This is a genomic window from Clostridium sp. (assembly GCF_032576335.1).
In the GTDB taxonomy this organism is placed as follows: Bacteria; Bacillota; Clostridia; order Oscillospirales; family Acutalibacteraceae; genus Faecalispora.
Genome location: NZ_JAWFXC010000001.1, coordinates 290,753 through 311,923, shown reverse-complemented (window position 1 = coordinate 311,923; position 21,171 = coordinate 290,753). Strand labels below are relative to the sequence as shown.

At 42.2% G+C, this 21,171-nt stretch carries 20 protein-coding genes; 12 read left to right on the top strand and 8 right to left on the bottom strand.

From position 1 onward, the window contains the following. Nucleotides 1-132: 132 nt before the first annotated feature. Entirely contained in the window at nucleotides 133-657 is a 525-nt protein-coding gene (locus E7L17_RS01385) for a transcription repressor NadR (protein ID WP_316321467.1), read from the bottom strand. A 164-nt stretch (nucleotides 658-821) separates the two neighbouring features. On the opposite strand from E7L17_RS01385, the gene E7L17_RS01380 reads away from it, so the two are divergent. The 12 genes from E7L17_RS01380 to E7L17_RS01325 all read left to right on the top strand — a co-directional run bounded on the left by E7L17_RS01380 (nucleotide 822) and on the right by E7L17_RS01325 (nucleotide 16,600). Beyond that, nucleotides 822-2,627, top strand: coding sequence for an ATP-binding protein (locus E7L17_RS01380; RefSeq protein ID WP_316321466.1), 1,806 nt, complete (start codon nucleotides 822-824; stop codon nucleotides 2,625-2,627). A 696-nt stretch (nucleotides 2,628-3,323) separates the two neighbouring features. After that, nucleotides 3,324-4,706, top strand: a complete 1,383-nt coding sequence (gene rlmD, locus E7L17_RS01375; RefSeq protein WP_316321465.1) for a 23S rRNA (uracil(1939)-C(5))-methyltransferase RlmD — start codon at nucleotides 3,324-3,326, stop codon at nucleotides 4,704-4,706. A gap of 215 nt (nucleotides 4,707-4,921) precedes the next feature. After that, nucleotides 4,922-5,329, top strand: coding sequence for a hypothetical protein (locus E7L17_RS01370; RefSeq protein WP_316321464.1), 408 nt, complete (start codon nucleotides 4,922-4,924; stop codon nucleotides 5,327-5,329). Nucleotides 5,330-5,659: 330 nt separating this feature from the next. Next, entirely contained in the window at nucleotides 5,660-5,896 is a 237-nt protein-coding gene (locus E7L17_RS01365) for a hypothetical protein (RefSeq protein WP_316321463.1), read from the top strand. A 160-nt stretch (nucleotides 5,897-6,056) separates the two neighbouring features. After that, nucleotides 6,057-7,616 carry a class I SAM-dependent DNA methyltransferase gene (locus E7L17_RS01360; RefSeq protein ID WP_316321462.1) on the top strand — a complete coding sequence of 520 codons (1,560 nt, stop codon included), beginning with the start codon at nucleotides 6,057-6,059 and terminating at the stop codon, nucleotides 7,614-7,616. Then, nucleotides 7,606-8,793, top strand: a complete 1,188-nt coding sequence (locus E7L17_RS01355) for a restriction endonuclease subunit S (RefSeq protein ID WP_316321461.1) — start codon at nucleotides 7,606-7,608, stop codon at nucleotides 8,791-8,793. The genes E7L17_RS01360 and E7L17_RS01355 overlap by 11 nt, the downstream gene beginning before the upstream one ends. Nucleotides 8,794-8,826: 33 nt before the next feature. Continuing rightward, nucleotides 8,827-9,870, top strand: coding sequence for a PIN domain-containing protein (locus E7L17_RS01350; RefSeq protein ID WP_316321460.1), 1,044 nt, complete (start codon nucleotides 8,827-8,829; stop codon nucleotides 9,868-9,870). Nucleotides 9,871-9,896: 26 nt separating this feature from the next. Then, on the top strand, nucleotides 9,897-12,965 hold the full coding sequence (locus E7L17_RS01345; protein ID WP_410470638.1) for a type I restriction endonuclease subunit R: 3,069 nt from the start codon (nucleotides 9,897-9,899) through the stop codon (nucleotides 12,963-12,965). A 15-nt stretch (nucleotides 12,966-12,980) separates the two neighbouring features. Next, on the top strand, nucleotides 12,981-15,044 hold the full coding sequence (locus tag E7L17_RS01340) for a DUF262 and DUF1524 domain-containing protein (RefSeq protein ID WP_316321459.1): 2,064 nt from the start codon (nucleotides 12,981-12,983) through the stop codon (nucleotides 15,042-15,044). Between the two features lie 56 nt (nucleotides 15,045-15,100). Next, nucleotides 15,101-15,526: an SMI1/KNR4 family protein gene (locus tag E7L17_RS01335; protein WP_316321458.1), complete on the top strand. Its 426-nt coding sequence runs from the start codon at nucleotides 15,101-15,103 to the stop codon at nucleotides 15,524-15,526. Between the two features lie 4 nt (nucleotides 15,527-15,530). Continuing rightward, a complete protein-coding gene (locus E7L17_RS01330) occupies nucleotides 15,531-16,469 on the top strand; it encodes a hypothetical protein (protein ID WP_316321457.1) in 939 nt (312 codons plus the stop codon). Next, complete coding sequence (locus E7L17_RS01325; RefSeq protein ID WP_316321456.1) at nucleotides 16,466-16,600, top strand: hypothetical protein; 135 nt, start codon at nucleotides 16,466-16,468, stop codon at nucleotides 16,598-16,600. Before E7L17_RS01330 ends, E7L17_RS01325 begins: the two co-directional genes overlap by 4 nt. A 254-nt stretch (nucleotides 16,601-16,854) precedes the next feature. Here the strand turns inward: E7L17_RS01325 and E7L17_RS01320 are convergent, their stop codons facing one another. The 7 genes from E7L17_RS01320 to E7L17_RS01290 form a co-directional block, all read right to left on the bottom strand. Next, nucleotides 16,855-17,154: a hypothetical protein gene (locus tag E7L17_RS01320; RefSeq protein WP_316321455.1), complete on the bottom strand. Its 300-nt coding sequence runs from the start codon at nucleotides 17,152-17,154 to the stop codon at nucleotides 16,855-16,857. An 83-nt stretch (nucleotides 17,155-17,237) separates the two neighbouring features. After that, nucleotides 17,238-17,660, bottom strand: a complete 423-nt coding sequence (locus E7L17_RS01315) for a MarR family transcriptional regulator (protein ID WP_316321454.1) — start codon at nucleotides 17,658-17,660, stop codon at nucleotides 17,238-17,240. A 12-nt stretch (nucleotides 17,661-17,672) separates the two neighbouring features. Then, a complete protein-coding gene (locus tag E7L17_RS01310) occupies nucleotides 17,673-19,934 on the bottom strand; it encodes an excinuclease ABC subunit UvrA (RefSeq protein ID WP_316321453.1) in 2,262 nt (753 codons plus the stop codon). Between the two features lie 134 nt (nucleotides 19,935-20,068). After that, nucleotides 20,069-20,311: a hypothetical protein gene (locus E7L17_RS01305; protein WP_316321452.1), complete on the bottom strand. Its 243-nt coding sequence runs from the start codon at nucleotides 20,309-20,311 to the stop codon at nucleotides 20,069-20,071. After that, nucleotides 20,308-20,556, bottom strand: coding sequence for a hypothetical protein (locus E7L17_RS01300; RefSeq protein WP_316321451.1), 249 nt, complete (start codon nucleotides 20,554-20,556; stop codon nucleotides 20,308-20,310). Before E7L17_RS01300 ends, E7L17_RS01305 begins: the two co-directional genes overlap by 4 nt. Nucleotides 20,557-20,577: 21 nt before the next feature. Beyond that, nucleotides 20,578-20,670 carry a hypothetical protein gene (locus tag E7L17_RS01295; protein ID WP_316321450.1) on the bottom strand — a complete coding sequence of 31 codons (93 nt, stop codon included), beginning with the start codon at nucleotides 20,668-20,670 and terminating at the stop codon, nucleotides 20,578-20,580. A gap of 203 nt (nucleotides 20,671-20,873) precedes the next feature. Beyond that, nucleotides 20,874-21,170, bottom strand: coding sequence for a hypothetical protein (locus E7L17_RS01290; protein WP_316321449.1), 297 nt, complete (start codon nucleotides 21,168-21,170; stop codon nucleotides 20,874-20,876). Between the last annotated feature and the right edge of the window lies 1 nt (nucleotide 21,171).

Sequence of the window (21,171 nt, the reverse complement as noted above, 5' to 3'; positions counted from 1 at the left end):
TAAAAATAAGCGTTTAATTTTTTGTTTTTCAGTTGCTAATAGACTTTACATGTGTCTTGACAGCATTATAAAACAAAAAAGCAGAGGTGTCAAGACACCTCTGCGCAAATATTCTTTGGTAGATTAGATATCTCATTCACGTTGCTCTAACAAATAGCCTTTTTGGGTAAGTGCAGCAAGAGCTCGCTCCTGATCCTCCCGGCTGGTAAATGCGACGGTATGCAGGTGAATTCCTCCCGTTAAATCGGAAAGAGGCGCGGAGTGACTGTTACTCAAGCGTGCCAGAAAATCCGTAACGTCGTAACGTGAACCTATGCGGAGCTGGCCGCTGATTTGCCCGTAAACCGCATGTTCCACGGTTACATCCCATATTTTGCCACCGTTGTCTACTATGGTAGTAAGCTCATCTTCCATTTGGCTTCCATTGTGTTGGCAGGCAATAATCACGCGGTATTCGCCCTCCGGTAAGTCAGATTCCAATACATATCCGCGTGGGGTAGCGGCAATTTTCTCATTTGCGGCACGCAGCAAAGCAATGTCTCCCACGATGACTTGCCGGCTTACCTCAAACTGCCGGGCAATGGCACTGGCACTTACCGGATGGCGGCTTTGTTGCAATAATGCTAAGATTTTTTCACGTCGTTCGGCAGAGGTCATCGGTAATCGGCTTCCTTTCCGGTTTATTATTTATCCGGATACGCACTCCGGAAAACAGTTTTTATATAAATGCTTTACTCAAAAAGACTTACACTTCATTTTATCATCATAGCATATTTTCAGGAAAAGTGGTATTGTTTTCAATTGATATGGAGGGATTACAGGTGTTAAAGAAAAATCATGTTTTAAGGTCGTTTCGTAACGGTTCGGTAAAGCAGCGCCTAATGCTGATTAGCTCGATTATTCTTTGCGCCGGGTTTTGCCTCGCCTTTGCGCTCGTGGCAGTTCTGGTGCAAAAGCAATACCGCGAAGAATTTACGAAGAGACTTGACGCATCCCTCGCCATCATGGAAACACAAAGCAATGAGATCTGGGCAAATCCCCAAAAGTATACTCGTGAGGAAAGTAAACGGCTGGAATCTGTCGGACAGCAAATGCGCATTACAGTACTCGATTCCAAAGGCAACGTAGTGGGCGACAGTGAACAGCCAGGAGATGTAGATGACGATACCGTAAGGGGCAATCATCTCTCTCGACCAGAGATTATAGCGGCGGGAAAGGCCGGACGTGGTTACGACGTACGACTTTCCGCAAATCGCGGAGAGCGTTTTTATTATGCGGCAGTACGGCTTTCAGACCAAGGGTATTTGCGTGCGGCACTTTCCATGGCAGACTTAGACCGCGTTACCCAAAAGTTTTGGGCTGGTTCTCTCATCAGCCTGCTGTTAGGCCTCATTTTAATCTGTACGGTGACTTGGTTTATGGCAGACCGTTTTACCCTTCCTATTCGAAATCTAAGCAAGGTGGCGCGCCGAATTTCAGAGGGTGACCTCTCAGGGCGTATGAAAGGGAATTTTACCGGTGAGATTGGCGAACTGACGCATTCATTCAATGTGATGGCGGAGAGCACCGAGCAGGCGGTTCTGCAAACCCACAAGAAACAAGAGCAGCTCGAAGGGGTTCTTCAGGGAATGGATGATGGTGTGTTGTGTGTAGACAAACACAATCGGGTGGTTTTCTTAAACCAGCGTGCAAGAGAGCTTCTTCATGCAAAGGATTTAAAGGAAGGGGGCGTGCTTGACGGCAGCCTGCTTATCCGCCAGCTTGCCGAGCGTATGCACAGCGCGGGAGAAATTGGCGAGCAGGAAACAGTGTACCGCGAAACACTAACCGCTGGTGGACCTAAGGAAAAGCAGTTTAATGTGTACATTGCACCAATCCCCGGTAAGAGGGAGGACGGCGAGGTTCTCGCGGTAATAGCAGACGTTACCCGCATGCGCCAGCTAGAGCAGCTGCGCAGTGAATTTGTTGCCAATGTAACCCACGAGCTGAAAACACCGCTTACCTCCATTCGTGGCAGTATTGAACTGCTGCGCAGTGGTGACCGTGATGAAGAAACGCGGCGTTATTTTTACGATGTGTTAGACATTGAAGCCGAGCGCCTTCACCACCTAATAGACGATATGCTGGTGCTATCTCAAATTGAGAACGCAAAGGATGACCCCTCAGCACGCCGCTGTAATCTAAAAGAGGAATTGGAGGATACTCTGGAGCGGCTGCGCCCAGTTGCCGAAAAATCTTCGGTTGCACTGGAGTTGGATGCCGATGCCTCGTTGTTCTGCGATTGTTCGCCTACCCGCATTGGGCAGCTATTTGGCAACTTGATTGAAAACGCAATTAAGTACAATGTGCCGCACGGTTCTGTAACAGTAACAGCTCAAAAGCAGAGGAACATGGCAATGATACGGGTACGTGATACAGGAATTGGCATTGAGCCGGAGCACCTGGATCGCTTGTTTGAACGTTTTTACCGGGTAGACACTAGCCGTTCACGAGAGATTGGCGGTACCGGTCTCGGGCTTTCCATCGTAAAACATTTAGCCGCTTTGTACCACGGGGAAGTGAGTGTAGAAAGCCAAATAGGCAAAGGCAGCACATTTACCGTTCGTCTCCCGCTCTCTATGGAGTAAGCTTTGGCATTGTGTATAGTGCATTTTTTCGGAATCTGTTATATTTTTTTAAATCTATTGCATTAAAAATGTTTCTTCTTGCAAGTTAGGTTGTGCAATAGGGGATGAAATTTGGATTTAACTCCTGATTTTATAAGATTTTGCAGGATTGCTGCATAGTATCATGCAAAAAAATGACCAATAAATTTATAGTGATAACATAAATAGAAATACAAGATACAGTTTGTTGCATTTATACAAATTAAGCAAACGTCAGTTGAGGTATCGGGTATGATAAAAAGGCTGAAACCGGTAAAAACTTACCGGTTCCAGCCTTTTTGGGGAGGAGTTGTATTGAAAAAGGTACGGCATCCGCCGCGGTCTTATTAACAAGTAAAAATAGATATATCACAATTTTTATTTCTTTTACCATAGTATAAACTACTATATACAGTAAAGTCAAGAATTTAACAAAAGCTTAATAATGAATCTGCTTTTTTCCTAAATTGCATAGCAAAGCAATATAATATTTATTATGATTGACACAAATTCCACCATTATTCAAAATAGGAAAAATATTTTACATTTTTTTCTTGTCTTGTGTTTATAGAAGTAAAATGCTACACTTTTAGTAATTCATTCACTTATCATTCTCTTGCTTAAGGGATTTGAATTATAGAATTTTAATAGAGTGCGCTGCACGAACGGAGAGTTTAAATGTTAAAAAAGAACGAGTTACATGAAGTAGAGATAACCGGGATGACCGCAGAAGGCAATGGCGTAGGTCGAGTTGAGGGCATAGCTGTTTTTGTACCGGGGGCGGCCGCCGGTGATCGGCTGCGCATTCGCATTTTAAAAACAGCCAAAACCTATGCAGTTGGTAAAATAGAAGAGATACTAACGCCTTCCAAAGATCGTATAGAATCGGACTGTCCAGTGTCACTTCAATGCGGAGGGTGCGCTTATCGTCATATAACGTATTCCGAAGAACTGCACGCAAAGAAGACGCGTGTTCAAGATGCGATGGTGCGAATCGGGGGATTCCAGAATCCGGAGATTCAGCCAATCGTTGGCTCACAAAATGTAAATGGATATCGCAACAAAGCACAAATTCCGCTCGGTAAGGACAAGCAAGGGAAGTTGATTGCCGGTTTCTTTGCAAATCATAGTCATCGCATTGTTCCGTGTACTCATTGTGCTTTACAGCCCAAACCATTTGAGCAAGCGCTTTTGGCATTTTTGGAATGGGCAAACCAAAGCGGAGAAAGTGTTTACGATGAGACCACTCACAAAGGGAAGCTTCGCCACCTTTATTTGCGTGTTGCGCAGGGAACCGGTGAGGTTATGGTTTGTGTGGTTGTTAATGGGAATGGCCTAAAAGGGGAAGATTCCCTTGCTGCGCTGCTGCGTGAGCGGGTAGACGGCCTAAAAAGTGTGTTGATTAATAATAACCGAGAAGATACAAACGTGGTTTTGGGCAGGCGGTTTCGTACTGTTTGGGGGCAAGATTTCATAACAGACAAGATGTGTGGAATGCAATTTCATCTTTCTCCAATGTCGTTCTATCAAGTAAACCATAGCCAGGCAGAAAAGCTTTATGGCCTTGCCAATGAATACGCAGGTCTTACAGGAAAAGAAACGGTGCTCGATTTGTACTGCGGTACAGGTACCATTGGTCTTTCTATGGCAAGCCGCGCTGGTCGAGTCATTGGGGTTGAGGTGGTAGAGCAGGCAGTTGAAAACGCACGGGAGAATGCGAAGTTAAATCACATTGAGAACGCAGAATTTTTATGTATGGATGCCAACGAGGCTGCACAGCAGTTAGCACAGCGAGGTGAAAAGCCAGATGTTGTGGTGCTAGATCCCCCCAGAAAGGGTTGTTCACCAGAACTAATTCATACAGTAGCTGGTATGACTCCGGCTCGTATTGTTTATGTTTCCTGCGACCCCGCCACATTGGCCCGCGACTTAAAGCTCTTTCAAGAGCTTGGCTATACAAGCGGCTCAATCACTCCGGTAGATTTATTCCCAAGAACAAAGCACGTAGAAGCAGTGATAATGATGACGCATTGTGGTTCGGATAAGAAAAACAGGGGTTAGACTACAAGATATTGTGGTTCTTGACTCAAAAATGACCGGTTTCAGAGCTCGAAAAAGCGATTTTTGACCCCGTTTTTTTGCCCCTTCCTCAGATGACATGGGTATTTAGAAGAAAAATTAATAATGAAAGGGCTAAGAATGAGGTCGGTCGTTGACCCGCAACTTAGCCCTTATACATATCTAGCAACGTATATTGTTTTATAAGGAGGTCGGCTATGTACAGAAAAAACATGTTTGTAATTCCCCCGTCATCAAGTTTTGAAAAAATACTTGGCATACAAGGCAATAGAATTAAAAAAGCCGTATTCATTCCAAACAGATCCAGTTATCCAAACTTAGCTTCTTTGGAATCAATACTAAGACAATTAAAGTTTTCAGATATCGTTGATTGGTTTACTGATGAAAAGGGGTTTCAAAGAGGCGGTCATCGATTAAGCAAACTGTTTGACCTTTATAGGAAAGGCGAGATAGATATAGTTATTTGCTATTCAAGCGAAGATTTAGAAAGCTATGAAAATAGTTTGGATAACGCAGAGAAATCCATTCAAAAGACTGGTATTCCTATTTACTGTATTAGAGACAGTATTCTTATAAGAAATTATGAGAATATCGATTTATCATAATCTTTAGTTAAGTCTCAAGTTTTTCTAGCGTCGTTGTGTCGGCATGGTGCTAGTGATAGCTAGAAATACTCTTATAATAAAAATTTAAAGAGGCGCAGGAAAAGAGCTTATTGCCAAGCTTCATAGCAACAAGCTGACAATATCTGCAGTCAAGCATAAAGTAGCTTATATTATATACTATATATTGGAATATAGACAAATTTATTGTATAATTAAGGCTATAGATTGTAGCAACCATGCAAAGCTATTGTATACGTCAAATATTTCGATATATTCTAGAAGTAGAAATGGCGAAAATAATTTTAAATGGATAAAAAGGAGAATGATTTTATGTCAAAGATAATTATTGCAGATGTTTTATACACAGTAACGGATGAAACGTATTATGTTCTGAATAAGGAGCATGAAAATGCTGCGAAATATCAAGCGGCAACAATAGATGCAGTTTATGAAAATATAGTAGCTGACGGGTGGACCAGATGTGGAAAAGTTAATAAAAGCGACTATTCATTGGCAGATATGTTTTCAAACTCTCATAATGACTACATTGCTGTTTGGGAAGAGTAAAACCTACTACATTTAACAATCTTATTTTTTAGTAAAGCATACTTCTTAAACGATGATATAATATTTTATGAGCAGGCTGAATAGGTTATAGCTTTTTTTAAAAACGCGTTATGGATAAAGTATGTAATCATCGTCAGTAGAAGAAAAGAGGAAAAGAAAGATGGCAGAAAAGAATACAGCCAATATCGGCTTTGAACAGCAAATTTGGGCGGCGGCAGACATTTTACGAGGGAATATGGATGCTGCTGAATACAAGCATGTTGTTCTCGGACTTATATTTTTAAAATACATCTCGGACAAGTTTGATGAGCGTTATAATGAGCTCAAGTCCGATGATGATGACGTAGAAGATAAAGATGCTTACACCGAGGCAAATGTATTTTATGTACCCCCCGTTGCCCGTTGGAATGTCATTTCCGAATGGGCACATAAGACCGGAAAAATAACAGATGAAAACGGGAAAGAAGAATTTTTTGATATAGGCGGCATCATTGACCGTGCAATGCGTGCAATTGAAAAAGAGAACAAACGCTTAAAAGATATTTTGCCTAAAAACTATGCCCGTGGCGAATTGGACAAGCGCCGTCTTGGAAATGTGGTAGATTTGTTTACCAATATTCAAATGATTGAGCACGGAACAGATAAGGATATTCTTGGTCGCGCTTATGAATACTGCTTAAAAAAATTCGCCGAACAAGAAGGTAAACGCGCAGGCGAATTCTATACGCCTTCTTGTGTGGTGCGAACACTTGTTGAGGTATTGCAGCCATTCAAAGGGCGAGTGTATGACCCATGCTGTGGTTCAGGTGGGATGTTTGTGCAATCGGCAGAATTCGTAGGGCACCATTCCGGTAATATTGATAATCTTTCCATTTACGGACAGGATGCTAACCCAACCACTCGCAAAATGGCATTGATGAACCTCGCTATTCGCGGCATCGAAGCCGACCTTGGCGCATACAACGCTGATACTTTCCATAATGACCTACATCCGACGCTGAAAGCTGATTATATTATGGCGAACCCACCCTTCAACCTTTCAGATTGGAACGACGGCAGCCTGAATGATGATCCTCGCTGGAAATTTGGTGTACCACCCAACGGAAACGCTAACTTTGCATGGCTTCAACACATGATTTATCACCTTGCTCCAAATGGCAAAATCGGCATGGTTCTTGCCAATGGTTCTCTCTCCAGCCAAAGCGGCGGTGAGGGTGAAATTCGCCGAAAAATCATCGAGGCCGATCTGGTAGAGGGCATTGTCGCCATGCCTCCCCAGTTGTTCTATACCACGCAGATTCCCGTGTCCCTGTGGTTCATTAATCGCAATAAGAAGCAAAAAGGCAAAACTCTGTTTATAGACGCCCGCAATATGGGAATCATGATCAGCCGCAGCCTGCGGGAACTGACCTATCAAAACGAGGACGGAAGCCCCGGTGATATTTTAAAGATTGCTGCTACCTTTGAAGCTTTCGACAATGGGACACTGGAGGAGGTAAAAGGCTTTAGTGCCGTAGCCAGCATAGACGAAATTGCCAAGAAGGATTATATTCTCACGCCTGGTCGTTATGTTGGAATTGAGGCGCAGGAGGATGACGGCATACCCTTTGAGCAAAAAATGATGAAGCTTACCGGCGAACTGAATACCTTATTTGAGCGCTCTCATGAATTAGAAGATGAAATTCGCAGCAGATTGGGGGCGATAGGGTATGAGGTCTGATTGGGATATTGCGCCTTTAGGAGAATTAATATCCTTTATGTCCAAAGGTATTGCCCCTTACTATACAGAAAACGAAAGCCAAAACACCATCAGAGTATTAAACCAAAAATGCAATCGCAATTTTGCAATTTCTTATGATGATTCAAGATTAAATGATATTACTAAAAAAGCAGTATCTGCTGAACGATATCTTCATGTTGGTGATATCCTCATTAATTCTACTGGTACAGGTACAGCTGGAAGGGTTGCCCAAGTCGATGAAGTGCCTGTTCCAACAACTGTTGATGGGCATATGATAATACTTCGAGCAAATAAAAAAATTGATGCAATGTATCTTGGCTACGCCTTAAAATCAAAACAACAGCTAATCGAATCATTAGCTGAAGGCTCAACCGGACAAACCGAATTGAATAGAAAGCGCTTAAATGCGGAAGTGATGGTCACATATCCCAGTTGCATAGGTGTGCAGGAAGAAATTGCCCGCACATTGCGGGCTCTCGATGACAAAATTGCGAACAACACGAAAATTAATCTACGCTTTGAGAAAATGACACAGGCTATTTTTAAATCGTGGTTTGTGGACTTTAAGCCGTCGAAGCCCTTTACTGAAATTGTTCAGGTTTTGGGTGGCGGAACACCTAAAACAGGAACAATTGAGTTTTGGAACGGTGTCGTCCCTTTCTTTACGCCCAAGGATGCTTCTGGCATCTATACGCTGACCACGGAAAAAACGCTTACAGAAGCAGGCCTTTCCAACTGCAACAGTCAGCTATATCCCGTCAACACAGTCTTTGTGACTGCCAGAGGTACGGTCGGAAAGCTTTCTCTTGCTGGTTGTCCTATGGCAATGAACCAGTCATGCTATGCCCTTATCGGGACTGAAGGTTATGGTCAGCATTATGTTTATCATCTCGCTCAATACGTCGTGGAAAGTCTTAAGCACAAAGCCAGTGGAGCAGTTTTCGACGCAATCGTCACAAGGGATTTTGAAAGTGAGATTGTACCGGATATAACTACCGCTGAAGCCTGCTTATTTGAGGAAAAGGTCGCTCCTATTTATGAAGCCATCCTCAATAATTCAAATGAGAACCTACGTCTTGCCGCTCTCCGCGATGCTCTGTTACCCCGCCTTATGTCTGGCGAGTTGTCCGTCGCAGACCTCAGAGACTCGAAATAATGATTTACTGCTACGAAAGGAGAATACATAGAATTGTCAAAAAATGATTACTACATAATTTTTGATACAAATACGTTGTATGTCAATCATAAAACTTATGGGGATTTTACTGGTTTCTCCTTTAATTCCACTTTCGATAATGTAGTGGGGATATTGGAAGAACTAGATATATATGAACATATAACCGTTTTGGTGCCGACCGTTGTTTATGAAGAAATGAAAAAGCAAAAAATCAGTGCACATGATGATAAAAAAGAAACGTTGCAAAAAGCTATTGGAAAATCAAAATTCCCGGAATTTGAGTATTCCTTTAGTGAGATCGATTATGAAAAATACGTTTCTGATAAAATAATTGAATACAAAAAACAATTAGCATCTGGTCAAACGTCCATTGCTGAATTACCTTTACCGACTGAGAAAAGATTCTCAAGTATAGTGCATAGGGCTTTTACAAAGCTTCCGCCATTTTATGGAGTTGAAAAAGAATCAGATAAAGGCTTTAAAGATGCTTTATTATGGGAAAGTATTCTTGAGCTTAAGGAAAACACTCCACAGGCAAAAATTGTTTTTTACAGCAAAGACAATGGTTTTTGTGATGTCTTGATAGATGAATTTCAATCATTATTTAATGACCAAATTTTTATATGTAAGAACGAATTTGAAGTAAAAAATCAATTAATAGTTTGGGCTAAAATCATCGATGAATATACTCATATACCTGAAGATATTTCGGAAGAAGAAAGAGAGTCGGAAAGATTACTAAAATGGTTTGACTCGGATGAATTCTTCCATCAGCTTCTTAATTTCTCCAAAGAATTTAGAGAGTTCCATGAAAATATATTTTTATCTGAATTTTCAGTTTATAGTATTGAAAGTATTGATAAGACTATTGAATCAGAATTAATCCATAATTATGACATTGTTGTAAATGCACATATAACCTTCACAGTTAAAGACAAAGAACGTGTTATCGGAAATTTCACGCATGACCATGTTGTTACTATTGGTGTAAAAGAAATTGACAAATGTATATTATCTATAGATTATATTGACGTTTATAGTGATGAAGATGAATAAATCTCAGAAGTAAGGAAGTAATCATTTTGGCTTACACCGAAGCAAATTTTGAAAATGCTGTAATTGAGCTTTTCCATAGCACTTTGGGGTACCGTTATGTCTATGCCCCTGACCAGACACGCGATTATACCGATCCTCTTTTTGCAGATGAACTGATATCATCCATAGGAAAGATTAACCCCAAGCTGCCAGAAGTCGCCCTGGCTGAGGCGGTTTATAAGCTGCGAAATTTTGAAGGCGGTACAATTTTGCAAAAGAATATGCAGTTAATGGACTATTTGCAAAATGGAGTGTCCGTGAATTATTTTGATGCCGGGGAGCAGCGCTCTGCTTTGGTGCAGTTGGTGGATTACGACAATCCGGATAAGAACAGCTTTATCATTGCAAACCAGTGGACTATTATCGAAAACAGTGAGAAACGCCCTGATGTACTAATTTTTTTGAATGGATTACCTGTAGTTGTATTTGAACTTAAGTCGCCTTCTCGAGAAGAAACTGATGCCTCTGAAGCATACCTCCAATTACGAAATTACATGCACGAAATTCCATCTTTATTTATTTATAATGCCTTTCTTGTTATGAGTGATCTTGCCACATCAAAAGCAGGAACCATTACGGCAGGCGAAGATCGATTCATGGAGTGGAAGACAAAAGATGGTAGCTACGAGAATACGCAGTACGCCCAGTTCGATACCTTCATTGAGGGTATGTTCGATAAGGCACGACTGCTTGATATAATAAAGAACTTTATCTGCTTTTCTGGTGACGCGAAGATTCTAGGGGCGTATCACCAATATTTTGCTGTGCGGAAAGCTATTACTTCAACTGCTAAGGCAACTGAAACCGACGGACGCGGCGGTGTTTTTTGGCATACACAAGGTAGTGGTAAGTCCCTGTCAATGGTATTTTACGCTCATCTTTTGCAGGAGGTTTTGAAATCTCCTACAATCGTTGTACTTACTGACCGCAATGATCTTGATGATCAGTTGTTCGGACAGTTTGCGAAGTGCGCGCACTTTCTGCACCAAACGCCAGTACAAGCAACTTGTCGTAAGTTAAGCGAAGAGTATAAAGAAGCTCTCCGAAAAGGTGAAAAACGCAAAACAGAAATCGGACTCAAAGATTATTTGCAAGATCGAGCAGCTAATGGCATTATCTTTACTACTGCACAGAAATTTGAAGAAAGTTCCGAATTTCTGTCTGACCGTCGAAATGTGATCGTAATGGCAGATGAGGCTCACCGCAGTCAGTTCATTGATGAAAAGATTGACAGCAAAACAGGGCGAATACAAAAATCCTTCGGGCTTATTATCAGAGAAAGCTTACCCAACGCTACATATATTGGATTTACGGGCACACCAATATCAAGTAAAGACCGATCCACCATCGAAGTATTCGGTAACTATATTGACATCTACGACATGACACAAGCTGTTGAGGACGGAGCGACACGACCTGTTTATTACGAGAGTCGTGTTATTCACCTGAAACTGGACGAAAACGTCCTGCGACTCATCGATGCTGAGTATGATATTATGGCGCAGAACGCAGAAGATTACGCGATAGAAAAGAGTAAAAAAGAACTCGGTAAGATGGAAAGTATCCTCGGCGCGGAACAGACGATTACCGCTCTATGCGAAGATATCATAAAGCATTACGAGGAAAACCGCCAGTATGAACTCACCGGCAAAGCTATGATTGTTGCCTATTCCCGTGCCATTGCTATGGAAATTTACAATAGGTTGCTTGAGCTCCGTCCCGAATGGACAGAAAAGGTTGGGGTGGTCATGACCGAGAGTAATAAAGACCCCGAGGCATGGCGTGGCATCATTGGTAACAAACACCACCGAGATGAGATGGCAAAGAGGTTCAAAGACGACAGCGACCCACTGAAAATTGCCATTGTGGTGGATATGTGGCTGACAGGCTTTGACGTGCCATCCCTTGCAACAATGTATGTGTACAAACCAATGGCGGGTCACAACCTCATGCAGGCAATTGCCCGTGTCAATCGAGTTTACAAGGACAAAGAAGGCGGTTTGGTAGTTGATTATGTTGGTATCGCTTCGGCGTTGAAGCAGGCAATGAACGAATACACGAATCGAGACAAGAATAACTATGGCGATACGGATATTGCCAAAACCGCCCTGCCGAAGTTTATTGAAAAATTGGAGGTCTGCCGGAACCTCTTCCATGGATTTGACTATTCTGGCTTCATGAAAGAGACGGCTACCGACCTCTCCCGCGCCAGAGCGATCAGCGGAGGGGTTAACTACCTTTCCGGAGTTGACAGAGAAAAGCAACGCGAAGCGTTCATAAAGGAAGCAATGCTTTTGCGTCAGGCGCTCTCCCTCTGTCGTTCGCTCCTTTCTCCAGAGCAGCGGTATGAAGCGGCTTATTTTGAATCAGTGCGGACATTGCTTACGCGTATTACCGGCGAAGGTAAGCCATTATCCTTAAAAGAAATAAATGCCCGTGTCAACGAATTGTTGAAGGCAAGCATACAAAGCGAAGGCGTTATTAATCTGTTTTCGGACATTGACACTGGCTTTTCCCTATTCGATCAGAAATTTCTTGACGAAATCGCCAAGCTGAAGGAAAAAAACTTGGCTGTTGAAATTTTGAAGAAACTGCTTGCTGAGCAAGTGTCGCTGTACCGTAGGACAAACCTCGTTAAGAGTGAGAAATTCTCGGAAATGCTCTCCCGTGCTATGAAAGCATATCTTAACGGTATGCTCTCGAATGAGGAAGTTATCGCTGAGCTAATGAAGATGGCTAAGGACATGGCGAATGCCCAAGCTGAAGGCGATGCACTCGGACTAACAGATGAAGAATTGGCGTTCTATGACGCGATAACACGCCCGCAAGCAGTAAAGGATTTTTACGAAAGTAAAGAACTGGTGGCAATGGCCCATGAACTTACTGAAATGCTCCGCAAAAGTCGAACCATAGATTGGCAAAAGAAAGAATCCGCACGTGCCGGCATGCGCAGAATGGTAAAAAAGCTGCTGAAAAAATACAAGTATCCGCCAGAGGGTATAGAAGATGCAATCGCCACTGTCATCGGACAGTGCGAGATGTGGACGGATAATTAACGGAGGGCATTGATAATGAATGCTTTTAAAAGCAACATCTACAAATACCTTGGTGGGACGTGCCAATATTTGATACCGTTGTATCAGAGAACTTACAGTTGGGAGCGCGATCAATGCGCTCGCCTTTGGAGCGACATTGTCAACCTTCACAATACACATCGGGAGGGGCATTTTGTAGGCTCTATCGTCCGCATTGACGAGGACTCGGCGGCGGGATCAACTCTTGCGATGATTATCGACGGTCAGCAACGGCTCACTACGCTGACCTTGCTTCTCGTTGCCCTTCGGGACTACGCCAAGGCAAACGCCGACTGCGGCGTGAACCCCAACAAAATCACGGACACCCTCCTTTTGAATCAGTACGAGACGGGCAACGCCAAGTACAAACTGCTCCTTACTCAGTCCGATAGAGACGCCCTCATTAAGAAAATCGAGGGTGCTCCGATACCCGAAAGCCTTAAATCCCGTGTGCTTGATAACTACGGCTTCTTTGCCGGGCAAATTGCCAAGTTGGAGATTTCACCCTCCGACCTCTACGACGCTATCGGCAAACTGCAAATCGTGGATATCGTCCTCGACCGCCAGTACGACGACCCACAGGCAATTTTTGAGAGTTTGAACTCGACGGGTATGGACTTGAAGGATTCCGATCTTATTCGCAATCATTTACTGATGGGCTTAGATTCCATAACACAGGCAGACGTTTACAACAATATCTGGCGGCCGACGGAACTGCTCTTTGACTACGAACACCAGAGTGAGTTATTAGATAACTTTTTCCGTGATTACCTAACGATGAAACTAGGCAGGATACCAAAAAAGAATGAGGTTTATAAAGAGTTCAGGGCTTACAATAACGGCAGCGGCTTAACTATCCGTGATCTTTGCCTAGATATTTACAGTTATGCGAAGCACTACACCGATATGTACTTTGTAAGGAGTGCCGATGCCATCCTGAAATCGCTGTATGGTGACATGAAGGCAATCCGAATGGAGGTAGCCTATCCGTTCTTGTTGAAAGTTCACGACGACTGTGATAAGGGATTGATTACCGTCGAGGAATTGCAAGAGATCGTTCGGCTTTGCGTTAGTTATGTGCTGCGTCGTGCCGTCTGTGATATCCCAACAAATTCCCTAAATAAGACCTTCGCTACCATGAAGAATGATATTAAGTCGGACGATTACCTAAATTCGGTCAAAGCAGTCTTTATCCTGCTCGATTCTTATAAGGAGTTTCCAAATAATGAGCGCTTTCTTTCGGCTCTCCTGACAAGGGATATTTATAATATGAACCGTTGCCGGTACATCCTTGGGAGGATCGAGAATTGGGACAATAAATCGGTCGTATCATTAGATAATTTGACCATCGAACACATTATTCCTCAAAATCCGCATTTATCAGCTGATTGGATTGCCGCTCTCGGTAACGACTGGAGAGAGATTCAAAAGAAATATCTACATTCTATTGGCAATTTGACACTAACGGCATATAACTCCGAGATGAGCGATTCATCATTTGCTGACAAACTCGATATGGAGGGTGGTTTCAAAGAGAGTGCACTCCGTCTGAATAAGTACGTTGTCACTCAGACTTCTTGGGGCGAATCACAAGTCAACGAACGCGCTTTTCTGCTCGGTGAAGTGGCGAAAAAAGCGTGGCCTTATCCGAATCTTACTGATGCCGAACTGGCCCCCTATCGCAAGCAGGATGATGCCGCACCGCAATACACGCTTGAGAGCTATCAATACCTCAATGCTTTCAACCGGATGCTCTTCGAAAAGCTGAACACCCGCATTCTCAATCTTGGTACTTTTGTAAAACGTGAGTTTAAGAAACTGTATATCGCTTATAAAGCCGATACCAACTTTGTGGATGTTGTCTTTCAAAGTTCGCGGCTTCGCTTGGCTGTGAACATGAAGTTCGCCGATGTCATTGATCCGAAAGGAATATGCAAGGATGTTACGGGCGTAGGCAGATGGGGCAACGGCGATGTGGAGATCGGGCTGGACAGCCTGGATATGCTTGACGACGTGATGGCGATTATCGAGCAGGCGTTCCGTTCGCAGGATGTGGAGTAATAATAAAAGAAGTCCGTTTATAACCAAAAATCTCTATTTGCAAAGGAGCCATCCATATGTTGTCTGATGAATTGAATAACATTGTTGGTCAGTTAAACACACAAGGGGAAATGAACTTTTTTGCAGGGGCAACGGAAGAGCAGATTAAACTTTTAGAAAAAAAACATGAAATCAAGCTCCCTTTGAAATTCAAAGAGTGGCTCCTGTTCTCCGATGGCGGTGAGTTTTTCTTGCCTGCCGGAATTCAATTATACGGCGTAGCGCATAAGCCGCTAATAGATGTGAATGACAACGACCGACCTGATGAAAACTATATTGTTATTGGTGCCTTGTCTTCCGGCGACCCGATTGTATGTGAAAAAGCAGGAGAAAAAATCTCAATCTTTAATCATGAAGCCGGTAGAATTGAGGATGACGAAATATATACTGACTTTTTTGCTTTTTTAAATGACCTATATGATCTGCTTGGAATAAGGGGTTGATCTTATGTCAAGACGAACCTCCGAAGCAAGCAAGTCAATAAGAGAAGCATGGGAGAATGAGTATCAGCTCGTGCTTGAAGGTAAAGGAACGCGAGACTGGACATCCGAGCAGCAACAGTCCATCCTTGACAAAGGCAAGGTATATGATGACGACGGAAAGGCGTTTGAAGGCCATCATATGAAGAGTGCGGAGACCTACCCAGAACATCAAGGTGATGCTGGAAACATACAATTTCTTTCAAGATCAGAACATCAGAATGCTCATGGTGGTAATTATCGTAATCCTACGAACGGCTACTATGATCCGATTACCTGTGCGACAAGAGAATTTGACGAGAATAAATATGTACTATGTGAAATCATCGAACTAAGTGACCCAATAGCAAGCACAAACAATATAGTGCAGGACGCGGTTGAGAATACTGAAGCCGCTTCAAGCAAAAATGCAGATACTTCTGAGACAGAAGCGGAAAGCGCAGAGCGGGTTGATACAACTCCGCCGAGAGATGATTTATCGAAAAAAGCCACAGATGCCCATAAACCATCAAATGTAAAGCCTTCACCAAAGGCAGTTAGCAGCTTTGGCGACAAGATTTTACATGCTGTAGAAGCTGTTAAAGAATTCGGCGTTAAACATCCTGTCCTAACCGAAATAGGAAAGTGGGCAGGAGCGGCAGTTTTAACCATAGCTGCTGCGGCATCGAACAGTGGAAAATCAAAAGGCGGCAGCTCTGATTATTTCCCTTTTTCTGATTCAAGTGACGATAATAGTAGCTCACCTGCTTCGGAAGAATATAGTGAGTCTTCTATCCAGCGTGATTATCCTGATGAACGTTCGTCGCCATGTGAGCACGAGGTGTCAGGGCATTACCAACACTACGGAAAAAACAAAGATTTGAAATGGGTGGATTCATATCCACGAGGTGGAGATAAGGATGAATGATTGGGAAGGTTGAGACGATTGCGCCGCCGGGTATGGCGATGACTACTACGACAACTATGGTGTTTTACTTGCTCCCTGCGACAGCGACGATGCGGCGAGAGCGGCAATCATTAACACAGAATGCAAACTGATTGATAACGTGAAGTCTGGAGGAGAAGCCCGAAATCTTCATTGCAGTGCGAGTGGTGGCAGCGAAATGGATATTATAACTTTGCCTAATGGCGGGACTTTAACTCTATCAAATATTGACTTGTTTCCTATAACAGGAAAAATCACAAAATATTGTGGACATATTCCCTTGTACAGCTGTTACCTATAAAAACCCTCTCGACCTATTCCCTCGCACGGAAAATCAACAAAACACATACCAGACATTAATCTGATGCTATCGTTCCACGTTGAGACGTGCGTACTTTTGTCCCACAAAAAAACCACAAACATCTCCAACGTCCTTATAATCAGGAAAATTGAATAAAATAGACTTCAAAGGCAATTCAGCCTCGTCACATGGAAAAATCTCTATTTCTTTGATTAGCGAAGAAATTAGAGATTTTTTCTTTTCATCGCTGATTTTATCATACACTTTATCAAAGTTAGCCAGTAGGGTGTAGATGTTTTTCAATGTGATGGCATCTTGCTCCACAGCTTTGCGGCGCAGCTTTACATCTTCAATCTTTTTTTTCAAGCACAACGATACCTCCTAATACCGTCGTGTCCTTTTTTTATTTTCCGTAGGGCAGATAATTTCTTGTATTCGACTAAGTATGTCTATTGTTTTTCTGCGTATAAGTTCGTAATCCTTTTGCACATCATTGAAAAAGCATATACTTCTTCCTCTGTTAATGCTTCGCCAATTAGGTTCATAATTTCATTTCCAAAATCCTCAACACGATTTAAAAAATCTTTTCCCTCTTTGGTAAGAACAATATTGTAAGAGCGGCGGTCATTCGTCTGTCTTTCCTGAATAATATACTTTTTTTCCAGCAAACGTTTTGTTAATTTTGAAATACCAGATTGTGAGATACCTCTCATTTCAGCAAGTTCTTTCGTGGTTTTCGCCCCTTGCTTATTCAATGTATCGAGTATATAGTATTGTGCCGTTGAAACACCCTCAACATTGAACCGATTTGAATCTGATACAATCATGCATTGAAAGGGAACATAACTTTCCTCTAATTCTTTTATAGCCATTAAGTAAACCTCCTATTTTTCATTAATATACTTTTTCAAGTGCTGTCCAGTTAAAGAATCTGGACAGTTGATTAAATCTTTCGGTAATCCTGTAAACATAATCTTACCACCATTTTGTCCTGCATAGGGGCCTATGTCAATAATCCAATCTGCTTGACAGATAATATCCAAATTGTGTTCTATAACAATAAGAGTGGAATTTCGTTCTACAAGGCGATTCATTACACGAATCAACTGTTTTATATCAGCCATATGCAAACCTGTTGACGGTTCGTCCAAAACATAAATCTGACCACCGTTTTCAAGTTCGGAAGCAAGTTTAATCCGCTGTAATTCACCACCCGAAAGCGTGCTTAATGGTTGTCCCAAAGAAACATAAGTGATACCAACGTCTGAAAGCCGTTTTAGTACCGTTACGATTTCTTTTTCGTGAAAAAATTCTAAGGCTTCTGTGACCGTCATTTTAAGAACATCGGCAATATTTTTTCCTCTTAGCTGATAGGCAAGCACTTTGTCCGTATAACGGTTTCCGTGACATTCCTCACATACCGTAACGATGGTATCCATAAATGCCAAATCTGTATAAGTAACGCCTAGACCTTTGCAGGCAGGACAAGCACCTTGTGAATTGAAACTGAATAGGGAGGCGCTTACGCCGTTCCTTTTCGCAAATAATTTTCTGATAATGTCAAAGATACCTGTAAAGGTGGCAATGTTGGAACGCTTTGACGCTTGAATGCCTTTTTGGTCAATAAAAACAGTTTCAGGATACAGCCGTGGTAATACCCCATTAATAAGCGTACTTTTTCCTGAACCGGCAACCCCGGTTACAACAGTCATTATCCCTTTTGGTATATTAACTGAAAGGTTTTTTAAATTATGCATGGTTGCATTTTGAATAGAAAGCCAGCCTTTCGGGGTACGGGTGTCAGGCTTTAGCTTGGGGCAATAAGATAAATACTTTGCCGTGAGCGTACACGCTGTTTTCAGCCCATCTAAAGTTCCTTGATATACAATTTCCCCTCCGTGGGTTCCAGCACCTGGTCCCATATCAATAATATGGTCTGCAATTTTTATCATGTCAGGGTCATGTTCGACGATCAAAACAGTATTCCCTTTATCACGCAACAATCGCATAAGCTCATTAATTTTGCTTATGTCATGAGGGTGTAGCCCTATACTTGGTTCGTCAAAAATGTAAGTAAGGTCAGTCAAGCTGCTGCCAAGTTGGCTAACCATTTTAATTCTTTGCGACTCTCCTCCTGAAAGTGTAGTGGTTTCTCTGCCTAAGTTTAAATAGCCTAGCCCAATGGATACCATGTGCTGAATTCGATTCACAAGTTCCGAAACGATTGTAGCGGCTACGGGAGCATGAATAGATTGAACAAAATCCAAAAGCTCATTTATTTGCATATCTGCGCATTCCGCAATATTTTTACCGTTCACTTTGCAAGATAGTACCTTATCATTTAAACGTGTTCCGTGGCAGTGGGGACATTCCTGTTTCACAACAAATCGTTCGATTTCTTTTCCATATCTGACTTTTTCACCATCTTCTTTTTTTAAAAAACTCCGCTCAATGCGTGGAATTAGTCCCTCATACAAGGAGGTTTTATGCCATTCGGGTGTTGGATTTTTAACCTTGATTCCATCAGCGTAAAGTAACAGCTCCAATTCCTCGACAGAATAGTCTTTCAATATTTTATTATTATCAAAAAAGCCTGAATGAATATAGCGGGTTAATCGCCAACCACCGGGTTCAAAAGTTGGAAAACGAATAGCTCCCTCATTTAAGGATTTATTTTTATCTAACATTCTTTCAATATCGATGGTTTCAATTTTTCCTAAGCCCTCGCAATGTTCGCACATTCCAGCTGGGTTGTTGAATGAAAATACATCGGAATAACCTACAAATGGTTCCCCAATTCGGGAAAACAATAAACGTAATACAGAATAAATATCTGTAATTGTCCCGACCGTTGACCGGGCATTGCCCCCTAATCGTCTTTGATTGATAATAAAGGCTACGGACAAATTTTCAATGGTGTCCACATCGGGTTTTCCGTAATGTGGCATACGGTGGCGGATAAAACTGGTGTAGGTTTCATTTAATTGTCTTTGCGATTCTGCCGCTATTGTATCAAATACCAAAGATGATTTTCCTGAACCGGAAACACCTGTAAAAACCGTAATTTCTTTTTTGGGTATCAGAACATTTATGTTTTTTAGATTTCGTTCCCTTGCACCTGATACCTGAATATAATTATCAGACATACTTTTTCCTCGCTGTTATTTATGTGATATAGTTAATAAATGAGTAGGTTAACTATATTTTATCACCATTTTTATTTCTTTGCAATGACTAGAAAAGAATTTTGCGAAAAGTATAATAATTAGATTTAATGACATCAAAGGCAGCTCAGCCTCGTCACATGGGAAAATCTCGATTTCTTTGATTCGCAAAGAAATCGAGATTTTTTCTTTTCATCTTTGATTTTATCATACACTTTATCAAAGTTAGCCAGTAGGGTATAGATGTTTTTCAATGTGATGGCATCTTGCTCCACAGCTTTACGGCGCAGCTTTACATCCTCAATCTTTTCTTCCAGTTCTACGATGATGTCATACAGTCCATCAAGGCGAAGGGTCATATCGTGGGCTTGCGTTCTCTAAAACGCATATCTTCCGACAGACTATCAATTTCATTTTCAAGACGGGTTTTATTAAGCTCTATCAACCGCAGTTTGGACTCATAATTGCTTAGCTCTCTGTTTAACGTCGAAGTGCCAATTTCCTTGGCTATCCTTGATTTGATTTCTGTTGCAAAATCCTGATTTTTAATCAGCTCTCTGATTGCTTTAATGACAAGCGGCTCAATGTCGGTTTTCTTGAGCATAGCTTTATAGTCACAGCTTCTTCAACGTGCTGTTCGGGCTTTACTGCACATATAATAGTAAATTTCTTTATATGTACCATCTTTGTTTGTCCAAGCGTGTTTATTGGTGTACATCGGGCCACCACATTTCGGGCATTTTAAAATACCACTTAATAAGTGCGCCCTGTCCCGGCCAATTTTAGATGGAGATTTTACGCCTGTTACATACAGATGCTTGCCGCAGGACTGCCAACGTCCGTTTGACGCAAGTTTGCCCCAAACTTAAATATTATTAAGATTCAATTGATACCACAATAATGGTTCTTTGAATTGCCTCCCTATTGCAGGAAGTTCAGAAACAATGCCAGAACGACAATTCCAACCATTAGCAGCACCCAGAAGATGCTGATTATCGTAGAAGCTATATTCACAACACTCCGGCTCTCGCGATTGCGTACACAGACGATGGAAAGGCAAAGGCCCACAAGGACAAAAACAATGTTGGCACCGGCCCAAATGCTGCGTACTGAGTCCGGCAAAGTGATTTCCAACAGAACAGGGATAAGCGTGGCTAGCGGCAGGACGCTGACAATGAGCGCAGCCACGCTTACTGTTTGCAGTTTTCTATTCTCCATA